The 23,506-nt window shown below is 58.5% G+C and carries 19 protein-coding genes; 11 read left to right on the top strand and 8 right to left on the bottom strand.

Annotation, left to right across the window (positions count from 1 at the left end; all coding sequences use genetic code 11):
• Positions 1-366: 366 nt before the first annotated feature.
• The 6 genes from aceE (at position 367) to ACNKU7_RS18205 (ending at position 6,440) form a co-directional block, all read left to right on the top strand.
• Positions 367-3,036 (top strand): pyruvate dehydrogenase (acetyl-transferring), homodimeric type, encoded by a 2,670-nt coding sequence (aceE, locus tag ACNKU7_RS18180; protein ID WP_418298407.1) that lies wholly within the window; start codon positions 367-369, stop codon positions 3,034-3,036.
• 27 nt (positions 3,037-3,063) lie between these two features.
• Positions 3,064-4,701 carry a dihydrolipoyllysine-residue acetyltransferase gene (gene aceF / locus ACNKU7_RS18185; RefSeq protein WP_418298408.1) on the top strand — a complete coding sequence of 546 codons (1,638 nt, stop codon included), beginning with the start codon at positions 3,064-3,066 and terminating at the stop codon, positions 4,699-4,701.
• A gap of 289 nt (positions 4,702-4,990) precedes the next feature.
• Positions 4,991-5,260, top strand: coding sequence for a hypothetical protein (locus tag ACNKU7_RS18190; RefSeq protein ID WP_418298409.1), 270 nt, complete (start codon positions 4,991-4,993; stop codon positions 5,258-5,260).
• 83 nt (positions 5,261-5,343) lie between these two features.
• Positions 5,344-5,601, top strand: coding sequence for a hypothetical protein (locus tag ACNKU7_RS18195; RefSeq protein WP_418298410.1), 258 nt, complete (start codon positions 5,344-5,346; stop codon positions 5,599-5,601).
• Between the two features lie 92 nt (positions 5,602-5,693).
• A complete protein-coding gene (locus ACNKU7_RS18200) occupies positions 5,694-6,071 on the top strand; it encodes a hypothetical protein (RefSeq protein WP_418298411.1) in 378 nt (125 codons plus the stop codon).
• A gap of 18 nt (positions 6,072-6,089) precedes the next feature.
• Positions 6,090-6,440 (top strand): hypothetical protein, encoded by a 351-nt coding sequence (locus ACNKU7_RS18205; RefSeq protein WP_418298412.1) that lies wholly within the window; start codon positions 6,090-6,092, stop codon positions 6,438-6,440.
• Positions 6,441-6,562: 122 nt separating this feature from the next.
• On the opposite strand, the gene ACNKU7_RS18210 is transcribed toward ACNKU7_RS18205, so the two are convergent.
• The 7 genes from ACNKU7_RS18210 to ACNKU7_RS18240 form a co-directional block, all read right to left on the bottom strand.
• Positions 6,563-8,881, bottom strand: coding sequence for an immune inhibitor A domain-containing protein (locus ACNKU7_RS18210; protein ID WP_418298413.1), 2,319 nt, complete (start codon positions 8,879-8,881; stop codon positions 6,563-6,565).
• Between the two features lie 304 nt (positions 8,882-9,185).
• A complete protein-coding gene (locus tag ACNKU7_RS18215; RefSeq protein ID WP_418298414.1) occupies positions 9,186-10,490 on the bottom strand; it encodes a sensor histidine kinase in 1,305 nt (434 codons plus the stop codon).
• Positions 10,490-11,836 carry a sigma-54-dependent transcriptional regulator gene (locus ACNKU7_RS18220; protein WP_418298415.1) on the bottom strand — a complete coding sequence of 449 codons (1,347 nt, stop codon included), beginning with the start codon at positions 11,834-11,836 and terminating at the stop codon, positions 10,490-10,492. Before ACNKU7_RS18220 ends, ACNKU7_RS18215 begins: the two co-directional genes overlap by 1 nt.
• Before the next feature lie 89 nt (positions 11,837-11,925).
• Positions 11,926-13,137, bottom strand: coding sequence for an ABC transporter permease (locus ACNKU7_RS18225; protein WP_418298416.1), 1,212 nt, complete (start codon positions 13,135-13,137; stop codon positions 11,926-11,928).
• 27 nt (positions 13,138-13,164) lie between these two features.
• Positions 13,165-14,478, bottom strand: coding sequence for an ABC transporter permease (locus ACNKU7_RS18230; RefSeq protein WP_418298417.1), 1,314 nt, complete (start codon positions 14,476-14,478; stop codon positions 13,165-13,167).
• 11 nt (positions 14,479-14,489) lie between these two features.
• A complete protein-coding gene (locus ACNKU7_RS18235) occupies positions 14,490-15,191 on the bottom strand; it encodes an ABC transporter ATP-binding protein (protein WP_418298418.1) in 702 nt (233 codons plus the stop codon).
• A gap of 86 nt (positions 15,192-15,277) precedes the next feature.
• The gene (locus ACNKU7_RS18240; RefSeq protein ID WP_418298419.1) at positions 15,278-16,558 is read right to left on the bottom strand and encodes an efflux RND transporter periplasmic adaptor subunit; all 1,281 of its coding nucleotides are present in this window, start codon (positions 16,556-16,558) and stop codon (positions 15,278-15,280) included.
• A gap of 438 nt (positions 16,559-16,996) precedes the next feature.
• On the opposite strand from ACNKU7_RS18240, the gene ACNKU7_RS18245 reads away from it, so the two are divergent.
• Both ACNKU7_RS18245 and ACNKU7_RS18250 read left to right on the top strand, forming a co-directional pair.
• A complete protein-coding gene (locus ACNKU7_RS18245) occupies positions 16,997-18,505 on the top strand; it encodes a SulP family inorganic anion transporter (RefSeq protein WP_418298420.1) in 1,509 nt (502 codons plus the stop codon).
• Positions 18,506-18,724: 219 nt separating this feature from the next.
• Positions 18,725-19,582: a universal stress protein gene (locus ACNKU7_RS18250; RefSeq protein ID WP_418298421.1), complete on the top strand. Its 858-nt coding sequence runs from the start codon at positions 18,725-18,727 to the stop codon at positions 19,580-19,582.
• Between the two features lie 157 nt (positions 19,583-19,739).
• Here ACNKU7_RS18250 and ACNKU7_RS18255 read toward each other — a convergent pair whose 3' ends face one another.
• A complete protein-coding gene (locus tag ACNKU7_RS18255) occupies positions 19,740-20,153 on the bottom strand; it encodes an acyl-CoA thioesterase (protein ID WP_418298422.1) in 414 nt (137 codons plus the stop codon).
• Between the two features lie 394 nt (positions 20,154-20,547).
• On the opposite strand from ACNKU7_RS18255, the gene fabV reads away from it, so the two are divergent.
• From fabV to ACNKU7_RS18270, 3 genes are all read left to right on the top strand, one after another.
• Positions 20,548-21,726, top strand: a complete 1,179-nt coding sequence (fabV, locus tag ACNKU7_RS18260; RefSeq protein WP_418298423.1) for an enoyl-ACP reductase FabV — start codon at positions 20,548-20,550, stop codon at positions 21,724-21,726.
• A gap of 521 nt (positions 21,727-22,247) precedes the next feature.
• Positions 22,248-22,718 carry a hypothetical protein gene (locus ACNKU7_RS18265; RefSeq protein ID WP_418298424.1) on the top strand — a complete coding sequence of 157 codons (471 nt, stop codon included), beginning with the start codon at positions 22,248-22,250 and terminating at the stop codon, positions 22,716-22,718.
• A 76-nt stretch (positions 22,719-22,794) separates the two neighbouring features.
• Positions 22,795-23,280, top strand: coding sequence for a hypothetical protein (locus ACNKU7_RS18270; protein ID WP_418298425.1), 486 nt, complete (start codon positions 22,795-22,797; stop codon positions 23,278-23,280).
• Positions 23,281-23,506: the final 226 nt, after the last annotated feature.

Below are 23,506 nucleotides of genomic sequence, written 5' to 3' on the forward strand. Positions count from 1 at the left end.
CTGGAAAAACGTTTGTAGTAATACTACAATCGCCTCCGCTTGAGCACTTGGAACCTGAATTATGGGCGAGCGCGAGTGTTAGCCCTACATTACAGGTCTTGGATTCAAAGCCGAATTCAAAGTCGAGCCGGTACCCGGAGCCTGAGGTTCCCAACCGGCGGTATTCAGGTCGCACAGTCCTTCTTATTTCACTCACCAGTGGCGAAACGCTGATCAGTGAACGCTGCTTTTCCGCCACTTAGTGTGGCGAATTGGCGCAGTAGGGGATATGGGGCGGGGTAAATTCCCGCCAATAAGGTACTGTTGCGCGCAAAATTCTGACCATAAAAACCGACTCGACGTCGCTTATTCGCCGAGGAGCATTTAATGCACGAAGAAACTGACATTCAGGAAACGCAGGAATGGCTGGATGCGCTGCAGGCGGTCATCCGTCACAGCGGTAAAGAGCGCGCTGCGTTCCTGCTGAAGCAGCTGTCTGACCGCGCCACCAATATTGGCGTCCAGCTGCCGGCGGCCATCACTACCCCTTATCGCAACACGATTCCGCCCCAGGCTGAAAAGCGCATGCCGGGCGATCTGTTCATGGAGCGCCGTATCCGCTCCCTGATCCGTTGGAACGCGCTGGCCATGGTGGTTCGCGCCAACTCCAACAGCGACAGCCTGGGTGGCCACATTGCGAGCTTCTCCTCGGCCGCCACCTTGTACGATGTGGCGTTCAACTATTTCTTCCGCGGCAACGAAGGCGAAGAGCGCGGCGACCTGATCTTCTTCCAGGGTCACAGCGCACCGGGCATCTACGCCCGCTCCTACCTGGAAGGCCGCTTCGATGAGGAGCAGCTGGACAACTTCCGCCGTGAGGTCAACGGCAACGGCCTGTCCTCCTACCCGCACCCCTGGCTGATGCCGGACTACTGGCAGTTCCCGACCGTATCCATGGGCCTGGGCCCGATTCAGGCGATCTACCAGGCGCACATCATGCGCTACCTGTCTGCGCGTGGCCTGTCGCCGCGCGGCGACCGCAAGGTGTGGGCGTTTCTGGGAGATGGTGAGTGTGACGAGCCAGAATCCCTCGGCGCTATCGCCCTGGCTGGCCGCGAGAACCTGGAAAACCTGGTGTTCGTGGTCAACTGTAACCTGCAGCGCCTGGACGGCCCGGTGCGCGGCAACGGCAAGGTGGTGCAGGAACTGGAAGGTGTCTTCCGCGGCGCTGGCTGGAACGTGATCAAGGTCCTGTGGGGCCGCCTGTGGGATCCGCTGCTGGAAAAAGACGACAAGGGCCTGCTGCAGAAAGTCATGGACGAAGTGGTCGATGGCGAGATGCAGAACTTCAAGGCCAATGGCGGCGCCTACACTCGCGAGCATTTCTTCGGCAAGTACCCGGAGCTGCTCGAGATGGTCAAGGACATGTCTGACGACGAGATCATGAAGCTGAACCGTGGCGGCCACGACCCGTACAAGGTCTATGCAGCTTACGCCGAAGCCATGGCGAGCAAGGGCAAGCCCACGGTGATCCTGGCGCAGACCGTAAAAGGTTACGGCCTGGGTGCCGCCGGCGAAGCGGCGATGGATACCCATAACGTCAAGAAGATGGATACCGAGGCGCTGAAGCGCTTCCGCGACCGTTTTGCGATCCCGATTACCGACAAGGAAATCGAGGAAGTACCGTATTACCGCCCGTCTCCGGACAGCCCGGAAATGAAGTACATGGCCGAGCGCCGCAAGGCCCTGGGTGGCCCGGTGCCGTCCCGTACCACCGAAGTGGCGAAGCTGGAAATTCCAGAACTGGATGCCTTCAGCGCCATTACCAAGGGCTCCGGTGACCGTGAAATCTCCACCACCATGGCGTTCGTGCGCCTGCTGTCGGTGCTGGTGAAAGACAAGAAAATGGGCCAAAACGTTGCCCCGATCGTGCCGGACGAAGCCCGTACCTTCGGTATGGAAGGCCTGTTCCGCCAGCTGGGTATCTACTCCTCCCAGGGGCAGAAATACACTCCGGTCGACCACGGCCAGATCATGTATTACAAGGAAGACAAGAAAGGCCAGGTGCTGGAAGAGGGCATCAACGAAGCCGGCGCCATGTCCGCGTGGATGGCCCTGGCGACGGCCTACAGCAACCACGGCGTGCCGATGGTGCCTTTCTACATCTACTACTCGATGTTCGGTTTCCAGCGCATCGGTGACCTGGCGTGGGCCGCAGGTGACATGCAGGCGCGCGGTTTCCTGATAGGCGCGACCGCCGGCCGTACCACCCTGAACGGTGAAGGCCTGCAGCACCAGGACGGCCACAGCCTGGTACTGTCCGGCACCATCCCGAACTGTAAGAGCTACGACCCGGCCTTCGGTTACGACCTGGCGGTAATCATTCGCCAGGGCCTGATCGAGATGTACGAAGAGCAGAAGAACCTCTTCTACTACGTCACGGTTGAGAACGAGAACTTCCTGCAGCCGGAAATGCCGCAGGGCGTGGAAGAGGGCATCATTCGCGGTATCTACAAGCTGGACAGCAACTCCCGCAAGCCCGGCAAGGGCAAGGCGGCGAAGAAGCACGTCCAGCTGGTGGGCGCTGGTTCCATCCTGCGTGAAGTACTGGCCGCTGCGGATATCCTTGCCGAGCAGTTCGGCGTGACCTCCGATGTGTGGAACCTGACCTCCGCCACCGAAGCGTCGCGCGAAGGCCAGGACGCGGCGCGCTGGAACATGCTGCACCCGACCGAAGCGCCGCGCAAAGCGTGGATCAGCGAGCAGTTCGAAGGCAACGAGACACCGGTGATTATCTCTACCGATTACATCCGCGCCTACGTTGAGCCGCTGCGCGAATTCATCGACGGCGATGTGATTGCACTGGGCACCGACGGTTTCGGCCGCAGTGACAGCCGCGAGCAGCTGCGTCGCTTCTTCGAAGTTGATCGCAACTACGTGACCATCGCTGCACTGAGCGGCCTCGCCAAGCAGGGCGTAATTGACGCCAGCGAAGTAGCGGATGCGATCAAGAAACTGAACGTGGATGCGGAAAAAGTAAATCCGCGCCTGGTTTAACACCCGCTGGATAAGGACGGCAGAAGCATGGCAAAACAAGTCATTAAAGTGCCTGATCTCGGCGGCGCCGATCAGGTAGATGTAATTGAAATTTCCGTTGCCGTGGGAGACACGGTGGCGGAAGAGGATGCGCTGATTGTGGTGGAGGGCGACAAGGCCTCCATGGACATTCCCGCACCGTTGGCCGGCAAGATCCTGAGCATTTCCGTGAAGGAAGGCGACAAGGTTTCTGAGGGCGACGTGATCGGTGAAATCGAGACCGACGCCGCTGGCGACAGCGCTGAAGCGCCCGCCGAAGAAAAAGCGGAAGCCCCGGTACAGGAAGCAGCGCCAGCTCCGGCGCCTGCGCCTGCGGCGGCGCCCGCCAGCGAGGCCACCGAACAGGAAATCAGAGTACCGGATCTGGGCGGTGCCGATGCGGTTGATGTGATCGAAATCTCCGTTGCCGCTGGCGACGAAGTGGGCGAGGGCGATTCACTGATCGTGGTGGAAGGCGACAAGGCTTCCATGGACGTTCCTTCACCGGCGGCGGGCACCATTGTGTCCATTACCGTAAAGGAAGGTGACAAGGTTTCTACCGGTGACGTCATTGGTGTAATGAAGTCCGTTGCCGCTGGTGCAGCACCGGCCCCGGCGGCATCTGCGCCGGCACCGGCCGCAGCCCCGGCGAGCCCGGCACCTGCCGAGCTGGCGCAGGAGCCCCCGGCTGCCCCGCAGAAGGATCACCACCTCGAGCGCGACCACACCCCGTCGGCGGAAGTGTACGCCGGCCCTGCTGTGCGCAAGCTGGCGCGCGAGCTGGGCGTGACCCTGAACAAGGTGAAGGCAACTGGCCCACGCAATCGCGTGACCAAAGACGACCTGCATGCCTACATCAAGGAACAGGTGAAAAAGGCCGAGAGCGGTGCGGTTGGTATGGGCGGTGGTATCGGTATTGCGCCGATGCCGGAGATCGACTTCAGCCAGTTCGGCCCGGTCAATGTCGAGCCGATGAGCAAGATCCACAAGATCACCGCGGCCAACATGTCCCGCAACTGGCTGAACGTACCGCACGTTACCCAGTTTGATGACGCGGACATCACCGAGCTGGAAGATTTCCGCAAAGCCATGAAAGCGGAAGCGGAAAAGCGCGGTGTGAAGCTCACGCCGGTGCCTTTCCTGCTGAAGGCTGCGGCGGCTGCACTGCGCGAAGTACCGAGCTTCAATGTGTCCCTGCACAACGATGGCGAGCACATTGTGCGCAAGGATTACGTGCACATCGGTATGGCTGTGGATACTCCGAAAGGCCTGATGGTGCCGGTCATCCGCGATGTGGATAAAAAGGGCCTGTACGAGCTGGCAGAAGAAGCCACGGCAATGGCTATTGCAGCCCGTGATGGCAAATTGAAGCCGCGCGATATGCAGGGCGCCTGTTTCACCATTTCCAGCCTGGGTGCCATCGGTGGTACTGGTTTTACCCCGATCGTGAACTCGCCGGAGGTTGGTATTCTCGGCGTCTCCAGATTGGCAGTTCGCCCGGAGTGGAACGGCAAGGAGTTTGTGCCGCGGCAGATGCTGCCACTGGCGCTGTCCTACGATCACCGCGCAGTGAATGGTGGTGATGCCGGTCGCTTCATGACCTACCTGGTCAGCATGTTGAGTGATGTGCGCCGCCTGTTGCTGTAACAGGTTTCGCAGGAAAAAACGCCGGCGGGGTTTCCCTCCGGCGTTTTTTTATGCCTGCTGTTTCCGTCTTTCCTGCCGAAACAATGGGTTGCCCGCTGGCAAATCAATAATCGCTACTTCCCCGATAAATTTCGGCTGACGCCGAAAACCGGTTCCGGTTGAATTTCCCGCTCATATTTTTGAACAAAAACTATACGCGGTCGTCGAACACTTCGTGATGGCTAAACTGAAATAAGCGGGCAAGTGACTCTCACGAAGGATGCCCGCAACGTCGCGAGGTAGTACTGTCATGGATCGCTCAGGGATTGTAGCGGTGGCAATTGGTGCCACGTTGTGTCTGCAAGGTTGTATTTTCGTACCGTTTGAAAGCGAAAATGAGAATGACCCGTTTTTCTTCAACCCGGAAGACCAGAATCGTGCAGCAGAGTTTGTCGAGGTAGGTAATTACCTGCCCAGCGCCGCGGCACCACCAACCGTGCAGAGCCACTGTTCGGCGGCGGTCGCCAACAATGGCATGGATTCGCCCTGCTGGTTCTTCCCGATCATGCGGATGTATTGATTCAAAAAGGGAAGGGCATTTCAATTCACAGTTCAATGATCGGGAATATTGAACAGTCAACGTTGAGTAATTCGGGAGACCACATGCGTAAACGAGTGACACTTTTCTCCGTACTGGCAGCTGCCGCATTTATTTCCGCCTGCGGAACCAGCAGTGTGCGCGATCAGGTGGTCTACCCTAACAGTGCGCCGATTCCCCGCGAGCCTGTGGCGGAGCAGAAAACCAATTACGGTGGCTGCCCGGGCGATGCGGAAGAACTGGCGCCTGGCTCTATCTGCCCGGCCACCGCGCAATGCTATGAGATCTCCGGTGGTCGTCGCTGTATCGTTTACGAAAAGTAATACGGTTGCACAGGTACTCTCCGTGCGGGCGGCTTGAACTGCAACCCGTGCGGGTTGGAGTCGTCATCCGAAAGACTCATGGAAGAAATGCAATGAAACTGCGCTGGATACCGCTCTTTGCCACCATGTTCACCGTCGGCTGTGGAACGACCACCACGGTATCCAATCTCGACGGATTCTGGTGTGACCTTACCGGGACCCCGGCAAACTATGTGCGCCCGCCGTTGCCCGAGTACCTGACGCCGGCCTATCCGCGTGACTGTTTTATCGGGGATATGGAAGTGCCCACCGCGAGTTCGTGTCTGGTGGACGACGCGGTGTGTTATCAGCTGGATACAGGTGCCTGGTGCACAGCGGGGCGTGTCCCCCAGTGCCCTGAAGGCGCAGCACCAATGGATGTGGATGCACCTTGCCCGGACGGCGGCAAGTGCTGGATGTACAGCGAGGGGTTGCGCTGTTACTCGGTGTAACCCCGTAAATCCCCGGAAATGAAGTGGCTGAAAGGGGTATTGGTCGCCATAGACCAGCTGGGCAACGCAATCGCGGGTGGAAATCCCGATGCCACCATTTCCGCGCGCACCGGCTATTTTTCCCGGGTGATCGACACACCATTCAAGCCCTACTGGCAAATGATGGAGAAGGTAATTGATTTCACCTTCTTTCCCATCGATGGACCCAACCACTGCTTCAAGGCCTACCTCGCGGATCAGTTTGAAGAACACCAGGAGGGCAGCGACCTGATGCGGGGGCTGCTTGGGGTCATCATCCTCGCCTGCTGTATTCCCCTGTCGGTGTTGACGCGCCTGTATGTGCTCGTGGTTCCCCGCGCGGCACCATGATCCATGATCCGGCGTGGCAGGCTTCGGTTTAATGTCACTACACATGAAAAAGGGCGGCAAGAATGCCGCCCTTTTCCGTGTGCTCGGGCGGGGCGTGACCGCTCCCGCGCTTCTTTCGGATCCTATCGGTAGATCAATACCTTGCCCACAGACTTGTCGTTGCTTTGCGAAACGACCCTGATTTTAAGGCCGTAGGAAGATATCGCCCTGCCGGCATCGGGGATGGCTGCATTGCTGTAATCACTGCTGTCGTCGAACAGCGGATTGCGCTTGGTGTAATTGTCGCGCAACAGCAGGTTGTAGCCACTCAACAGGTCAAGGGTTTCCTTGTTGGCCTTGTCGATGCTGAACGCAGCGTCGTGCACCTGGTAGCGGGTTGAGGCCACTGAGTTGTCGTTCCACTTGTTGGTATGCTGATCCGCATCCACTACGCCAAGGAAGCCATTACCCGGGTGAATGCCAACCCAGTTGTCGCTGTAGCTGGTATCGGCATACCAGATAACCAGCCCCTCGTTGAACTCGAGCATCTCGCCGGCCACATTGATGTGGGACAGTCCGGTATCGATTCCCTTATGTGTGCGCCACTCCAACAGATAGTAGTGATCGTGCAGTGAAAAGCCCTGACTCTGGCTGAATCCGGCGAGGCTAAACTTGCTCGCTGATTCTGCGTCGTCGGACAACACCTGCGTGTCGTCGACAGAGACCTGGATGTCGTCTGCGAAGAAGCCGGGGTTGGCGACGTAGCCGTCGGTCAGGTAGTAGAAAACGAGGTAGAACTGCTGGCCTGCGTAGGCGCTCAGGTCGAACTCTGCATCCACCCAGCCGCCGGAAGCTCCGGTAATGCCGTGGCCCGGGTTCTGGCCATTAGGGCTGCTGGTGGTGGTGATATTGCCGGCAATCGGCGTGAGTCCGCTTGCGTTATACACGGCCACGAATGCGTAGTCCCAGTCTTGCTCGATGTCGTACCAGGCCTTGAAATTGACCTTGGCACTGCTGGCAGTGGAGAGGTCAACCGGGGTCAGCATGTAGTTCCCGAGATTGTCGCCGCTGCCACTGTAATAGGCATAACTGCCACTGGCGGGAACGGTAATCACTTTCTTTTTCTGTGGCAGGTCAATGCGCACTGCATCATTGTTCGCACCTTTGCTCACAGCCTGGTCGAGGAGCGCTTCCATCCCACCTTCGGGAATATCGTCGAATGCAATGGTGGCACCGTGCAGCCAGTTGCCGCCCATGCTGTTCTGCAGGAACTCCTTGGCCCAGGCCGAGAACCCTGTGGGTTCGGAGCCGGGAATAACGCCGGCCCAACTGCCGTTAGACATTACCGACCAGGCGGAAACCGGTTCACCCTGCCCGGTGTACTGGGTGTCATATTCGTCCGGCAGTCCCAGGTCGTGGCCGTATTCATGGCTGACTACGCCGGCCGCGGCGTCTGCGGGCTGAATGGTGTAGTCGTACGCCGCCATTGGCATGTCCTCCCCCCAGTAATCCACCGTTGCTTCGGTGCCGGGAATGGCGAACGGCGCGCCAAGGTTCCAACGGTGGGCCCAGATGGCATCTTCACCCAGCTGACCGCCACCGGCTTCTTCACCCACGGAGGAGTGAAAAATCATGATGTGGTCGACCAGGCCATCCGCTTCCCAATAGTCGCCGTCGTTGTCCAGGTCATAGCGGTCTTCGAGGTCGAAGTCTGCAAGGTTTACCGTGGGGTCGTTGGCTGCAGCCAGCAGCGCCTCACGCACCAGCGCGCGGGCATCGCCGTCGGCGTTGTTGCCATAAAATGCTGCAGGTTGGCTGGCCATGTACCAACCGGCAACCGCGCCTTCTACGCTGTAACTGTTGCCGGACTGCTGCCAGTAAAACTGCTGCATGGACAACAGGGATTCACCGTTGGGGCCGGCAAAGCCAGTCTTGGAAAACAGCAGATCGCTGTAATGCCCGGGTGTGTAGTCCGGGTAGTACATGCCGGTTTCACCGGGCTCGATACTGTTGTGGGGAAAGTCCGGGAATTCCATCAGGATCGCGAGAACCCTGGCCGTCTTATTCGCACCGGCGTAATTTTCCGGAGACAGCGGGGCGGGGATTTGCTTCTTTCCCTGACCAAGTTTGTTGCCCTTGCCATTCTGCAGAGACTGTTTAAGGCGATTGCCGTGGGCGTTGGCGAGCAAACGCGAGTCAGTGCTTGCCAGGTTGCCGCCGCGCTGTTCGGCTTGTGCCGCGCGTTCTCTCAGGTAATTGCGCAACGCAATTTCGGCTTCAGGAATGGAGGCGTCTTCGGCGATCCGTCCTGAGTGGCGTAGCATCTCGATCAGCTTTTCTTCATTCGCTATGGCCAGATCCAGTGGCCCCCCCTGTTGCGGTCTGTCTGCAGCTTGCGCATTGGTCAGCGCCAGTCCCAGCGTAAGTGCGCCGGCAGTTATGAGCCGATAAGGATTTATCATTGTTTTCCTCGTTATTCCTTTTGACGTTCAAAATCGGGCAGCGAGGAAGTTTCTACGGATTGAAATCCAGCCGTGAGCCTTCCCTGGCCCGAACGAGTCAACGTTTTCCGTCAACGGAAGGTGTAACGAAGGGGGATGCTTATGGCGCAATGAAGTGTGCGCCACCGTGCAAAAAATGGCGGGTAATTTTTGTTTCTTGAATTAATTCATCCGTAAGTGTTACGTCGGTACCACTTGTTTTCCGTGAAAAATTGACCGCACGAAAGGCGATAAATACAGAGGAATATTTTCCGGATTTATTTTTTCACCAGGGCAGCCAGAGTCGAACCTGCAGCCCGCCCTGCTCACGGTTGTGCAACTGGATCTGCCCGCCGTGGGCATCGGCAATCTCCCGGCAGAGTGCCAGACCCAGCCCCGTGCCCTGAGGCTTGGTCGAGTAGAACGGCAGCAGGGCCTGCTGTAAAACCCTGTCACTCATGCCCGTACCGCGGTCACACACGGTCAGCAGCTGGCCGTGGGCATCCGTCTCTATAGTCAGCGTGATTTCTTCGGGGGCGCTGCCGGACTCGGCAGCGTTCTTGAGCAGGTTAAGCAGTGCCTGTTCGATTTGTGCCGGATCAAAATAGCCGGGGCGCGCGGGTAGCTCGCCCAGTTGCCGGAAGGGGTGCAGCGGCTGAATCCGCGCGATCAGCGCCGACCAGGGTACTTCTTCACACACAGGTGGTGGCAGCTTGGCGAAGCGGGCGTAGCCCTGGGTAAATTCGGTCAGGTGCCGGCAGCGCTCAGCGATAACATCAAATACCCCGGCAAGCTGTTGCGACTGGATTTTTTTCGACAGCATTTTGCCGCTGTGTGCCATCGACGAGATTGGCGCGAGGGAGTTGTTGAGTTCATGGCTGATCAGGCGGATGACTTTTTTCCACACCTGCACTTCCGCGCGGGTCAATTCCCGGGTCATTTCCCGCAGCAGTATCAGGCGGTGCTTCTGTGCGTTGAGTACGAAGGTGCTGTTGCTGATGTGCAGAGTCTGGTTGTTATCCCCATCCATAAACGAAATGAGGCCGTCTTGCCGGGATTGGATGGCCTGCGACAGTTCCGGTGGGCACAGTGGCAGTACCTGATCCAGTGCAAGCCCCTGCAGGGGCTTGCCGTCGTGGAGCATGTGCCGGGCACTGGTATTGGCGTAGATGACGTGTCCGCGCTGATCCACCAGCAGCAGGGCCAGCGGCGAACTCTGGATTACGGTATCGAGCAGCAGCTCCCGCTGGTGGATGTGGGCGCGCTCGCGCCGAAGAATTTCCCCAACCTCGTTGTAGAGCGCAGCGAGCTCTCCCAGCTGGTCACTGCGTTTCATCGCCAGCGAAATGGAAAAGTCGCCGTCGCGGAAATTCAGCAGGCCACTGCGGAAACTCTCCAGTGCGCGATTCAGGTTGCGGGTCAGTGGCCGCAGTAGCAGCAGGCCCATAACCAGTGCCAACAACATGCCCCCGCTCCATGCGAGCAACGGACCGGCGCCAAGCTGTTGGAGTAAAAACGGAACTCCGGAGCCCAGCGTGATGGCGATCAGGGCGATCGCAAATATCTTGCCCTCGATGGAAGTGCGCAGCATCAGTAAGGAATCCCAAATTTGTCGAGCCGGCGGTAGAGCGCCTGGCGGCTGAGCCCGAGCTCGCGCGCAGCCTGTGCAATGATGCCATTGCAGTTGGCCAGGGTCTGTTCCAGCAGCTCCCGGCTGGGCTCGAAACTGTGTTCCGGCTTTTTCTGTAGCAGCTCTTCCGGCAGCGCGAGGGTTTCCTCCTCGATGCTGTCGCCGCGGGTCAGTACCGCGGCCCGCTGCATCACATTCTGCAGTTCACGCACGTTGCCCGGCCAGGAGTAACGCAGCATACGCTGTTGTGTCTGCGGTGCCAGTTGCTTGCCGCTGCTGGCAAGAAATGCCCGCGCCAGTGGCAGAATATCTTCCGGGCGTTCGCACAGTGGCGGCAGTTTCAGTTCAATCACGTTCAGGCGGTAGAACAAATCCTGGCGAAAGCTGCCGTCGCTGATCATTTGCGGAAGGTTGCTGTTGGTGGCGCTGATGACCCTGACCTTGACCTTGCGGGTCTGGCTGCTGCCGAGCCGCTGGAATTCGCCGGTCTGCAGCACCCGCAGTAACTTTACCTGGCCGCTGGCGGAAAGCTCGCCGATTTCATCGAGGAACAGGGTGCCGCCGTCGGCGGCTTCGAAGCGACCCTGCCGCACTTTACTGCCGGCACCGGTGTAAGCGCCGGCTTCGGCGCCGAAGAGTTCCGCTTCCATCAGCTCTTCGGGCAACGCGCCCACATTCACTTTGACGTAGGGGCCGTGTTTGACACTGGAATTGGCCTGAATGATATCGGCGATCTTTTCCTTGCCGGCGCCATTGGGGCCGGTGATCAAAACCGGCACGTCGGAGTGGGCTACCTGGGTGGCTATTTCCAGTAACTGCTGCACGCTGTGGCTGCGGTAGATCATGCCCTGCAGGTCGAACTGTTGCCGCAGTTGCTCACGGGCATTCTGTTCGCGCGTCAGCGCCTGCTGTTGCCGCTGCTGCAGCTCGCGGAGTTCCAGCAGGTTCTTGATCGTGGCAATGAGCTTGTGGTCGTCCCAGGGTTTGCCAACGTAATCGGCTGCCCCGGCCTTGACCAGTTCCACCGCCATTTCCAGTTGTGTCCAGGCGGTGAGCAGGATCACCGGAATGTCCGGCTGCAGTTCGCGCAGGGCGAAAAACAGTGCGCGCCCCTCTTCGCCGGACGTGGTGTCGGCGGTGAAGTTCATATCCTGGATCACCAGGCTGATATCGGGATTTTCCCGCAGCAGCTGCAGGCCGGCCTGCGGGGTGATGGCGCTCAGGGTTTCGATGTCGTGGAGAGACAGCAACAGGGAGAGGGCAGAGATGATGCCGGTGTTGTCATCAATGACAAGAACTTTATCCATAACTTCAGTCCTGGCTGCACGAAAGAAACGGGCCCAGGGGCCCGTTTCGTTAAAGGGTCGCGTTTGAATGGGGGCTAGTTTACCCCGCTTTAAACGCTGCGTGTGGCGATTGCCGGTGAGATATTGGCGGCGCGCAGGGCTGGAACCAGTGCGGCCGCAAGGCTTACCGCCAGCAGTCCCAGCGCACAGGCCGCGGTGACCGTGAGCGGCAGAGTGGGCTGCTCAAATTCCCGCACCAGGAAGCCGTTGAAGATCTGCGCGGCCGCCGTGCCCAGGGCGATGCCGGTGGCTGCGATCATCAGGTTTTCCAGCAGGAAGTAACGGCTGATCGCGGTGCGGGTGGCACCCAGAGCGCGGCGCACTCCAATCTGCTTTTGGCGCTGGGTAATCCAGAATACGGTGAGACCGACGATGCCCAGAGCGACGATAAACGTCAGCAGTATGATGACGCTGCTGAGTACCTTGATCATGGTGTTGTCGCCGGCATAGTACTGGGCCTTTTCTCCCTCCATGGTGCGCGCAATGATTACGCGGTTGGCATCGCGCTCTGCCAGCTTTTCCTCTACCAGCTTCAGCACCGCATCGCGCTGTCCGGGTTCGGCGCGTACGATATAGAAGAACCACTGATCCATAATCGCGGGATAAAAGGCCCCGCGGCCGGCGATGGAAGAGTTGGGCCAGGGGCCAAGGTTGCGCTCCACAATGCCGACAATCTCCACCGGCTGATCGTCATTGCCAAAGAAGAAGGACTTGCCCAAGACATTGCCGTCACTTTCGGGAAACAGGTCATCCGCAAACTTCTGGGTAACCACTGCCACTTTCGGGCGGTCGTTGCTGCTGGGGTTAAGGCGCATGACCTCTTCCGGGTAAAAGCCGCGGCCGGCAATCAGGTTCATGCCCAGTGCATCGATGAAATGTTCATCCACGGTGTAGTAGTTGGCGCCCATCGCGCCAGTTTCCTGGTTCGGCTCAGCGTAGAAACCGCTGGATGAGCCGCTGCCGGACAGGGGCACATGGTTGCTGATGGTGGCACTGGCCACACCGGGCAGCGCGCGGATCATGTCCAGATCCAGGCGGAAGGCCGCGAACATGTCGTAGTCCTTCGGTATCGCCATAAAGCTGAAGGCGACAATCTCGTTTTCGGCCACGCCAGTGGGCCGGGAAATGCGCTCGCTGCGCTCGTTGATGACCACCAGCGCATTGCTGACGATGGCCAGGGTAAGTCCCAGCTGCAGGGCGATCAGCAGCGCCGAGACCTTGTGGCGCCAGAGCGCCGATAAAATGGGTCGCAGTTCCAACATGGTATTTTCCTTTCTGCTTGCGCCGGGTTACTGGGTTTTCAGGTAAATGGACGGGTTGGTGCGGCTGATGCGCCACGCCGGGTAGAGGCCGGCGAGCAGGCTGGACAGCAGCGCGAGGCCGATAGCCGCCAGCATCATGGCCCAGTCCATGGACGCGACGCGATCCATATAACCCATCTGCAACTGCCGGATCAGTGCCAGGCCCGCCAGTGTCATCACGATGCCGGCCAGCCCTCCCAGCAGCCCCACGCAGGCACTCTCCACCAGGTGCTGGCTGAATACCGCATTGCGGCTGGCGCCGAGCGCGCGACGCACACCGGCTTCCGGTGCCTTGCGCAGGAACTTGGCCAGCAGCAGGGCGACGGCATTGACCAGGCACACCAGCAGGAAGGCCAGTGACAGCCAGTTGAGCATGCGGTCATCGCCATCCACCACTTCATTCAGCACCAGCCACTCGGACGGGTTGCTCAGACCGAACTTCAGCGGACGCGGAAAACGCCCCTGCGCCTTCTGCTCGCGGATATAGCCGGTGAGGAAATCGCCGTAGGCTTCCACCTGCGCGGGGGTGTCCAGTTGCACCCAGTACTGGATCCACACCATGTCGCTGTTCAGGCGATCTTCGTAGCTGTTGATCTCTTCGGATTTCCAGCCATTGGTGTTGCCCCAGGGGTAGATTTCAAATGTGCGGTGCAGGCCGAAGGGCAGGAACACTTCTGCGGATTCGTTAAAGTGGCCGTTGTTCAGGTCGTGCACCTTGGGGCTGGGCTGCCAGTGCTCGATGACGCCGACGACAGTAAAAGGCATGCCGTTGAAGTTGACGGTGCGGCCCACGCTGTTTTCACCGCCGAACAGCTTGTCGTTGGTTTTCCTGGACAGCACCAGCTGCTGGATCGGGCTGCTATCCGCGTCGGCCGACCAGGTGCCGCCGTAAATGAACGGGATATCAAACAGCGCAAAGAAGTCGCGGCTGGTGACACGGGAGTCCGCGGTAAACGGGCGTACCTCGGAATCTTCCACCGCAATCGGGCCGCCCCAGCGGTGCATCGCCACCTGGTTTGTGGGGATGTCGGAGCGCAGCAGGTTGATCGCGTCCTGGTAGGTGAGCTGCCACGGCATTTCGCTGGGGTTGTCAGCCGCTTCGTGCGGGTTCCAACTGTCCAGCTGCACCGCGTACAGCACCGCATCTTTTTCGGCGAGCGCGTTGCGCGACATCATGTAGTTGAGTGTCAGGGTGGTCATGGCGGCGCCCACGCCAACGGCAATGGCGGCAACCATCAGCGCACTCAGCACCGGTGTGCGGCGCAAACTGCGCAGCGCGAGTGAAACGTAATATCCAAACATGGCGGGTCTCCTCAGGCGATGGCCGCTTGTTCTTGCGGTGCAGCCTGGCGCAGGTCAGATACCTGGCCATCCACGATCTGGATATTGCGCTGGGCACGGCGCGCGAGATCCGGGTCGTGGGTCACCATGATGATGGTGGTGCCCCATTCATTGACGAATTCCAGCAGCTCCATGACCTGGCGGGCCATCAGGGAGTCGAGGTTACCGGTGGGTTCGTCCGCGAGCAGGAAGCGCGGCTCGCCGGCCAGTGCGCGGGCGATGGCAACGCGCTGTTGCTGGCCGCCGGACAGCTGTGCCGGCAGGTGCTTGGCGCGGGCCGACAGGCCGACCTGTTCCAGCACTTTTTCGATGCGCTTCTTGCGCTCCTTGGCGTTGAAGCCGCGGTAGCGCAGGGGCACGTCGATATTGTCGAACAGGTTCAGATCCGGGATCAGGTTGAAGCCCTGGAAGATGAAGCCGATTTTTTCATTGCGCAGGTGCGAGCGGTCGCGATCGGAGAGGCCGCCGACTTCCTGGCCGTCGAGCAGGTACTGACCGCCGGTGGGGGTTTCCAGCAGGCCGGCAATATTCAGGAAGGTGGTTTTACCGGAGCCGCTGGGGCCGGTCACGGAAACAAATTCGCCTTCCTTGACCTCCAGGCTGAAATCCCTGAGTGCGTGGGTTTCGATGGTATCGGTGCGATAGCTTTTACGGATGTTGTGCATTTTCAGCATGGTGGATTTCCTTGTCTTCGTAATTGTTAATTCAGTGTTTTTTCGCAATGTTTTGCAGGAGCCCGCTGGCAGGTTCCCGCAATTGGTTATTCCCGCAGTGCAACGATCTGCGCGTTTTCCAGAGCCTCTGCCGAGGAGGTTATGATCTGGTCGCCTGCCTTCAGGCCGGAAACGATTTCCACCTGGTTCAGGCCCACGGCACCGATGGTGATCGGCACCTTTACCGCCTGCTGCTGATCGTTCAGCTTCCACGCAAAGCGGCCGCCGGTCTGGTCGAGGAAGGCGCCGCGTTTCACCAGTACCACGTCATTGCGGTTTTCCAGCAGCACGCGGGCAGTCAGGCGCAGGTTCTGGCGCAGGTTTTCCGGCTGGCCGCCGGTGAAGCGCACCCGGGCGACCACCTGGCCGTCGATGACCTCGGGAGCGATAGCGGTGATTTCCCCGGGCAGTTTCTTGCCGCCCATATTGATTTCCACGGTCATGGCGAGGCCGAGATCGTCGGCGTAGTTTTCCGGCACGGCCGCTTCCAGCTCGAAACTGGTGAGGTCGACGACGGTGAGCAGCGGCGCATTGGCGGCAACGGCGGAGCGCTGGGTGACGGCGAGGCTGCCGATGGTGCCGTCAACCGGCGAAGTGATGCGCAGCTCGTTGACCCTGCGCTGCAGTTCCTCGACCTGCAGTTTTTGCTGATCGACCTGCAGCTGCAGGGTCTGGGTTTCGAACGCCAGGGCCTCGTTTTCCAGTGCGGAGTTCTGCACCGCCTGCGCATATTCCAGCTCGGCACGGGCGAGGTCGTCGGTGGCTTTCTCGAAGTCGAGCCGGGAGATGATCTGTTTCTGCATGGACAGCTCGGCGCGCTTGAGCTCGCGGCGGGCGGCGGTGAGGTCGACCTTGGCGAGATCCGCCTTCTGGGTGTTCTCCAGGCGCTGGCGCTTGGCCTGGATCTTCTGGCGCTCCAGCTCGATGCTCAGCTTGCTGTGCAGCGCGGTTTCCTGCGCGAGCTGGTTCTGCAGCTCGGGGCTGTCCACTTCCGCCAGCAGCTGGTCCCGGGAAACGAGGTCACCGGCCTTGACCGCGAATTTGACGATGCCCTGGGCCGGGCTGAACAGGGTGGGGCTGTTGGCCGCCACGACCTTGCCCTGTACCACCAGGTCCCGCACGAGATCACCGCGCTCCACCTGGGCGATATTGACCCGGGAGAGGGACACGCTGGCATCGACCGCGTGGGTGCCCTGCCAGCTGCTGATACCCCAAACCACGAAGGCCAGGGCACCGAGGCCAAGGCCGGCGCGTTTCAACAGGCGGGGGTTTTTCCATGGACGCTCCGCGGTAAGTGGAATGTCCTGCCCTGAAGTATCTCTGATCATGTCTGTCCCAATTGCTTATGTTCAGGCTCTACTGGCCCTTATGTGTCTGTGACGCGGCTATCGCACGCGCCGGATGCGCGGCGCTGAAACCGATGCAATTCCGGTTGCAGCGGTCATATCGCAAAGGCTGTGCCAACCTGAAAATGTTGTGTAACGCATTGATAATTAAAGATTATTTATTTTCATCGGATTTTCTGCACAGCACCGGTGTGTCCGCTGAAAGTGTCCGCTGGCGGCCTGTCCGCGGTGGCGGACACTGGTGGAATTGGATGCCTGTTGCTGGCGGCGGGCGGGCCCCGGGGCCGGCGCGCAGCGCCTGGTGTGCGTGTCGCGATCGGCTCTTAGCCTTGCGCGTTCTTTAGTCAGTTGGCCCGGGATGCTAGAATCCGCGCCCATTTTCTGGCTTCAATAAAAGACCCCTCACAGGCTCACCTAGTTATGCAGTTCTCTAATTCCCTGTTGTCGTCCACCCGGAACGACTGGTTTGGCAATATCCGCCGCGATGTACTCGCGGGGCTCGTGGTGGCACTGGCCCTGATCCCCGAGGCCATTGCGTTCTCGATCATCGCCGGGGTGGATCCGCGGGTGGGCCTCTACGCCTCTTTCTGTATTGCGGTGGTGATTGCGTTTGTGGGCGGACGTCCGGGCATGATCTCTGCGGCCACCGGCGCCATGGCGCTGCTGATGGTGACGCTGGTGAAGGAGCACGGGCTGCAATACCTGCTGGCGGCCACCCTGCTGACGGGGGTGCTGCAGATCCTTGCGGGTTACCTCAAGCTCGGCAGCCTGATGAGCTTTGTCTCGCGGGCCGTGGTGACGGGGTTTGTGAATGCCCTGGCAATCCTCATCTTCATGGCGCAGCTGCCGGAGCTGATCGATGTGACCTGGCACGTGTACGCGATGACCGCGGCGGGCCTGGGCATCATTTACCTGTTCCCCTATGTGCCGGTGGTGGGCAAGATCCTGCCGTCGCCGCTGGTGTGCATCCTCACCCTGACCGCCGTTGCCGTGGTGCTGGGACTGGATATCCGCACCGTGGGCGATATGGGTGACCTGCCGGATACCTTGCCCGTGTTCCTGTGGCCGGAAGTGCCCCTGAACCTGGAAACCCTGAAAATTATCTTCCCGTACTCCGCCGGTCTCGCGGTGGTGGGCCTGCTGGAATCCCTGATGACCGCAACCATCGTCGACGACCTGACCGATACCAGCAGTGACAAGAACCGCGAATGTAAGGGCCAGGGCATTGCCAATATCGGTGCCGGCCTGCTCGGCGGTATGGCGGGCTGCGCGATGATCGGCCAGTCGGTGATCAACGTGAAATCCGGCGGCCGTGGCCGTCTGTCCACGCTGGTGGCCGGTGTGGGCCTGCTGACCCTGGTGGTGTTCCTGAGCGACTGGGTGGCGGTGATCCCGATGGCCGCACTGGTGGCGGTGATGATCATGGTGTCCATCGGTACCTTCAACTGGGGCTCCATCCGCGACCTCAAGCACCTGCCGCTGTCGACAAATCTGGTGATGCTGTCCACCGTGGTTGTGGTAGTGTTTACCCATAACCTCGCGTTCGGCGTGTTTGTGGGGGTGCTGCTGGCCTCGCTGTTCTTCGCCAACAAGGTGAGCCACTTCATGTACGTGAGCACGGAGCTGGATGAAGAGACCAATTGCCGTACCTACAAGGTGGTGGGCCAGGTGTTCTTCAATTCCGCCGACAAGTTTGTGGCGGAGTTCGATTTCAAAGAGGCGCTGGACAAGGTGGTGATCGACCTGAGCCGCGCGCACTTCTGGGATGTGTCTGCCGTGCACTCCCTGGACAAGGTGGTGGTGAAGTTCCGTCGCGAGGGTGCCGATGTGGAGCTGATTGGCCTGAATGACGCCAGCGCGACCATCGTTGACCGCTTTGGCGTGCACGACAAGCCGGAAGAAATTGAGAAGGTGCTTGGGGGGCACTGAGGGTAACTTCGTAAGCGGTTTTTGTTGCGACCGGGCGCCGGGCCCGGGGTTTCAAAACCGCTGTGTATACATCCCTGTACGCTGCGTCGGCGACTTCCCTGTCGCCGACGCTTTTGAAACCCCAGCCCCGCCACCCAGTCTTCAATTCGGGTTTCTGAGCCTTGTTCAATGGTTGCTCCACTGGCAAGGTGAACTTCTAGCGACAGAGAGAAAATAATAATGACCGACCAAAAAGATCCCGTTGTCCTCTCCTGCATCGACGGCTCCCGCTACAGCGGCGCGGTATGCGATTACTCCGCCTGGATAGCCAGCCGCACCGGCGCGCCAATCAAGCTCCTGCACAACATTGAACGGGTCTCGACGCCGGCGGTGGCGGATCTCTCTGGCAGCATTGGCCTCGGCAGCCAGGAAGAACTGCTGGAAGAACTGACCCTGCTGGAGCAGCAGCGCTCCAAGCTGCAGCTGGAGCAGGGGCGCCTGATGCTGGATGAGGCGCGCACCCGCGTCGGGAATGCCGGTGCCGGGCGGGTGATGACCTGCCAGCGCCACGGCAGCCTGGCGGAATCCCTGATCGAGCTGGAAGACCATATCCGCGTGCTGGTACTGGGGATCCGCGGTGAAGAGCACGGCGAATCCAACCGCGGGCTGGGTGCCCAGCTGGAGAGCGTGGTACGTGCGCTGCACAAACCCATCCTGGTGGTGAACCGCGAGTTCAAGGCGCCGCAGACCATTATGCTGGCCTACGATGGCAGCGATGCTGCGCGCAAGGCGCTGGACATGGTGGCCACCAGCGAAGTGTTCAAGGGTATCCACTGCCATCTGGTGCATGTGGGTGAAGGTGCCGACGCGATCCTCGCCGAGGGTGCCGAGGCGTTGCATCACGCCGGTCTCGCCGTGACCAGTGTCAACCTGACCGGCAAGACGGTTGAGGCGCTGATCGCCTACCAGCAGGAAAACAATATCGACCTGACGGTAATGGGGGCATTCAGCCACAGCCGCCTGCGGGATCTCCTGCTCGGCAGTGTCACCGCGAAAATGATGCTGGGTGCCAACCAGCCGCTGTTGCTGCTGCGTTAATCGGGCAGGCGAGGTTCTCGGGCTGTGGTCCGGAGAATTTCCAGTGGCTTTTACGTGGCGCTAACGTGGTTGTTAAGTGGCTGTGTAAAAAGAGCGCCGACGGCACTGCCGGCGGCGCGCAGGACTGACACAGCAACGGGCTGTGCGAGAGCGAGCGTTAACTCGCGAGTTTATTTTCCACTGGCGGTGTATTGGCGGCCTGCTCCAGTGTCATACCCGCTTTCTTGTGCGGTGTCGGCTTGCCGTCGGCGTCGAGCGCCACAAACACGATGCGCTCCACCCGCACAATCAGCTCCCGGGTCTGCTTGTTGCGCATTTCACAATGCACGGTGAGCGAGGTGCGGCCAATGTCGATCACCTCAAAGCCAAATTCCACAATATCCCCACACACCGCCGAGCTGACAAAATCGATTTCCGACATCAACTTGGTCACGATATTGGCGGTGCCCATCTGGCAACCCGCGAAAATTGCCGCTTCCTCATCTATCCACGCCAGTGCCTGGCCGCCAAACAGACGTTGTGCAGGATTCAGGTCGCCGGGTTTTACAAAATGACGTGAGTAGTACTTCATGAGTGTGTACCTCGCTGGTTACCCCTGGTTTGGGTTCAAATTACGCCGCGTTCCGTAGCGGCCCCAACAGGGGTTTTGCATTTAGTGTGCCAATGATTTTTTTGGCTTCCGCGGAAGGGATTGCAAGGGCTGTAGCACCGGCGCTACCAAAACCGTGCGAGTGGCTTCAGTCACAACTGCTTCCTATTTGTGCAGTGCGCACCTGAATGAATCGGCGTGGCCGGTCGGGTTTTGGCTAATCTGGCCGTATTGCGCGATATTCTGGCCGCTAAATTCCCGCGCCGTGAACTGCAACTCTGGGACTTGCCGGAAACTGCCAGTAGAATGTGCCGCTTTAGTGGCTGGCCAGTCGGCCGGCCCGGTAAGAAGAATCATCTAACGGAGAGTGTCCGGCATGATCATCCAGCCGAAAGTACGCGGATTTATCTGCACCAATGCCCACCCGCAGGGCTGTGCTGCCAACGTGCGCGAACAGATCGACTACATCAAATCCCAGCCCGCCATCGAGGGCGGCCCGAAGAACGTTCTCGTGGTGGGTGCCTCTACCGGCTATGGTCTCGCCTCCCGCATCACCGCCGCGTTTGGCTGTGGTGCCAGCACTCTGGGCGTATTTTTTGAAAAGCCGCCGACTGACAAGCGCACTGCCTCTGCCGGTTACTACAACGCCGCCGCGTTTGAAGAAGAAGCCGCGAAGGCCGGCCTCTATGCCAAGAGCATCAATGGCGATGCCTTCTCCGATGAAATCAAAGCCAAGGCCATCGACCTCATCAAGCAGGATCTCGGCAAGATCGACCTGGTGATCTACAGCCTGGCCTCCCCGCGCCGTACCGACCCGAAAACCGGTGAACTGTACTCCTCCGTACTGAAGCCCATCGGCGAGTCCTACACCGCGAAGAACCTGAACACCGACAAGCTGGAAATCTCCGACATCAGTGTTGATCCGGCCAGCGAAGAAGAAATCGCCGCGACCGTGAAGGTCATGGGCGGTGAAGACTGGGAACTGTGGATGCAGGCCCTGGGCGAAGCCGGCGTACTCGCCGACAACTGCAAGACCGTGGCCTACACCTACATCGGTGAAAAGCTCACCTGGCCGATCTACGGCCACGCCACCATCGGCAAGGCCAAGGAAGACCTGGACCGCGCCGCCAAGGCCATCACCGACAGCGGCAGCGCCGACGCCAACGTGGCAGTGCTGAAGGCTCTGGTAACCCAGTCCAGCTCCGCAATCCCGGTGATGCCGCTGTACATTTCCCTCGTCTACAAAGTGATGAAGGAAGAGGGCACCCACGAAGGCTGTATCGAACAGCTGTACCGCCTGTACACCGAAGGCCTGTACACCGAAACCCCGCGCCTCGACAACGCCAACCGCTTCCGCATGGACGACAAGGAACTGCGCCCGGAAACCCAGGCCAAGATCGAAAAACTCTGGCCGGAAGTGACCGAAGCCAACCTGTTCGAACTGACCGACTACACAGGCTACGCCGACGACTTCCTCAAGCTGTTCGGCTTTGGCGTTGCCGGTATCGATTACGATGCGGAAACCAGCCCGCTGGTGGAAGCCAAGTTTCAGTAATCTGTGCTGAACCGAGCGAATCGCCGTTAGCCCCACCTAGGGCCAGGCGGCCAAAAAGCGAGCCTCATTGGAGGCTCGCTTTTTTTATGCCTTATGGAAATGGAACCGGGCTAAATCCCATTTTTTCTAAATCAATACAGCGCCATATCCTATGCAGCAAGAAGCCTATGCGCTGATATCTCACCTATGGCCATAAAGGGTCATAAGCAGGCTGGAGATTGCATGTTGGATAGGTGAAAAACGGTCTCAATGTCCACTATTTACCAATAAGCTAGAAAATATCGATAAATCTGTGTAAAAACAGGAGGTTAGATGAAGACCTCAAATTAGGGTTAGTGGTCGTCGTGACCATTTTGGTGAAATCAGATAAAGGCGATATTGCCGGTATCGCGTTATGTCACGCAGGAGGCCGCTTGATTTTCCTTCGCGATTTTATGGGAATAACTATCAGTTGATAGTGGTCTTGGAGACCACGATTAAAATGTTATGGCAGCACAAGAGTGAAAAATCGAGGAATTATAGTGAAAAAATTGGTATTGGCAGCCTTTTTGGGAAATGCATTAATGTTCTCACCGCTAGTATCTGCATCTGGCATTGCTAATGTTGAAGATATTATTAGCTACAAAGTCGGTAATGAGTTTTTCGAAAGAAATTTGGACTGCGGCGTATTCTATGACTTTCTATCTATGGCCGCTGTTCAGAATCAGATGGCTGATCAGGCTGGCGCGTTCAAAGAAGTAAGCTCAAATTACATAAATACCGCAGCTCAGTTAAGTATCGGCTTTGATTTGGATCATTCAGACAAGGAACTACAGGCTAAGGCTGCCGAGCTTCATCTCAGCTATATGAAACGGGCAACGTCAAATGCTGCGGAGTTCTCAAGTGTTTATGTTCCAGAAAAATTAAGCGCTTGTAATAACCTACGTCGAAACTTAGATCAAGAAATAGAAAGATCAAAGAATAGATATAGAAATGAGTTGTATCCAAATTAATCAAGTTGCAGCGGAATAAATCCCATAACAGTGCCAGGCAGTAAAGCTGCCCCTGCTGGCGGCGTTAGGAGAATCAATGAAAATCTGTTTAAGCCTTGTAGTCCTTGTTCTATTTGTAACTGGATGCGTGAGTAAACAAGCAATGCTAGTGAACCCAGATACCGGGCAAACACAAAACTGTGGTGCTTCAGGTTGGGGCTGGTTTGGCGCTCCGTATGCATCTCATATGTACAATAAATGTGTATTAAATATGCGAGCTAATGGCTATAAGTATCCCTATGAAATAAGCAGCGAACAGCAGCAGGCGTTGTTAAGTGATGGCAAAGAAAATTATTCAGAGGTTACAATAGTTAAGCCAAAATTATCTAATGTCAGGGAAGCTAAAATTGCGTACAAAGCTGGGCAAATTTCAAAAAGTGAGTACAAATCCACTATCTACCAATTGAAATCAAACTACAAAATGAAAGTCCGCGAAATAAAGCTTGATTTCAATACTGGCAAAATCGATGAGCTTGAATACAGAAAAAGAATTACCATTGCAAAAATGGATTATTCAGGATGAGTCTCCTAACAGACACCGGCAGCAAGGCTACGGCCCTTCGGGCCTCCGCGGGACAGCTTATCTTATGCGCGTTTTGCGAGGTCGCTTTGCTCCCATTTTCGCGCAAAGCGCACATAAGGTAAGCCGCCCCTGCTGTGGGCGTTAGGTTTAAGACTTACCCACGCTTAGTAGACACCTTGTATAGTTAGGTTTCGGCCTAACACGGAGGTGCACCATGGGTAAGAAG

The organism is Microbulbifer weihaiensis, from assembly GCF_048323715.1.
Lineage (GTDB): Bacteria > Pseudomonadota > Gammaproteobacteria > Pseudomonadales > Cellvibrionaceae > Microbulbifer.

What these genes read in the sequence shown, in the direction of transcription:
- aceE (WP_418298407.1), top strand. Translation starts at nt 367, where the DNA reads ATGCACGAAGAAACTGACATTCAGGAAACGCAGGAATGGCTGGATGCG.
- ACNKU7_RS18200 (WP_418298411.1), top strand. Translation starts at nt 5,694, where the DNA reads ATGAAACTGCGCTGGATACCGCTCTTTGCCACCATGTTCACCGTCGGC.
- ACNKU7_RS18215 (WP_418298414.1), bottom strand. Translation starts at nt 10,490, where the DNA reads ATGCTGCGCACTTCCATCGAGGGCAAGATATTTGCGATCGCCCTGATC.
- ACNKU7_RS18210 (WP_418298413.1), bottom strand. Translation starts at nt 8,881, where the DNA reads ATGATAAATCCTTATCGGCTCATAACTGCCGGCGCACTTACGCTGGGA.
- ACNKU7_RS18235 (WP_418298418.1), bottom strand. Translation starts at nt 15,191, where the DNA reads ATGCTGAAAATGCACAACATCCGTAAAAGCTATCGCACCGATACCATC.
- ACNKU7_RS18255 (WP_418298422.1), bottom strand. Translation starts at nt 20,153, where the DNA reads ATGAAGTACTACTCACGTCATTTTGTAAAACCCGGCGACCTGAATCCT.
- ACNKU7_RS18230 (WP_418298417.1), bottom strand. Translation starts at nt 14,478, where the DNA reads ATGTTTGGATATTACGTTTCACTCGCGCTGCGCAGTTTGCGCCGCACA.
- fabV (WP_418298423.1), top strand. Translation starts at nt 20,548, where the DNA reads ATGATCATCCAGCCGAAAGTACGCGGATTTATCTGCACCAATGCCCAC.
- ACNKU7_RS18225 (WP_418298416.1), bottom strand. Translation starts at nt 13,137, where the DNA reads ATGTTGGAACTGCGACCCATTTTATCGGCGCTCTGGCGCCACAAGGTC.
- ACNKU7_RS18270 (WP_418298425.1), top strand. Translation starts at nt 22,795, where the DNA reads ATGAAAATCTGTTTAAGCCTTGTAGTCCTTGTTCTATTTGTAACTGGA.
- ACNKU7_RS18190 (WP_418298409.1), top strand. Translation starts at nt 4,991, where the DNA reads ATGGATCGCTCAGGGATTGTAGCGGTGGCAATTGGTGCCACGTTGTGT.
- ACNKU7_RS18220 (WP_418298415.1), bottom strand. Translation starts at nt 11,836, where the DNA reads ATGGATAAAGTTCTTGTCATTGATGACAACACCGGCATCATCTCTGCC.
- ACNKU7_RS18245 (WP_418298420.1), top strand. Translation starts at nt 16,997, where the DNA reads ATGCAGTTCTCTAATTCCCTGTTGTCGTCCACCCGGAACGACTGGTTT.
- aceF (WP_418298408.1), top strand. Translation starts at nt 3,064, where the DNA reads ATGGCAAAACAAGTCATTAAAGTGCCTGATCTCGGCGGCGCCGATCAG.
- ACNKU7_RS18250 (WP_418298421.1), top strand. Translation starts at nt 18,725, where the DNA reads ATGACCGACCAAAAAGATCCCGTTGTCCTCTCCTGCATCGACGGCTCC.
- ACNKU7_RS18205 (WP_418298412.1), top strand. Translation starts at nt 6,090, where the DNA reads ATGAAGTGGCTGAAAGGGGTATTGGTCGCCATAGACCAGCTGGGCAAC.
- ACNKU7_RS18195 (WP_418298410.1), top strand. Translation starts at nt 5,344, where the DNA reads ATGCGTAAACGAGTGACACTTTTCTCCGTACTGGCAGCTGCCGCATTT.
- ACNKU7_RS18240 (WP_418298419.1), bottom strand. Translation starts at nt 16,558, where the DNA reads ATGATCAGAGATACTTCAGGGCAGGACATTCCACTTACCGCGGAGCGT.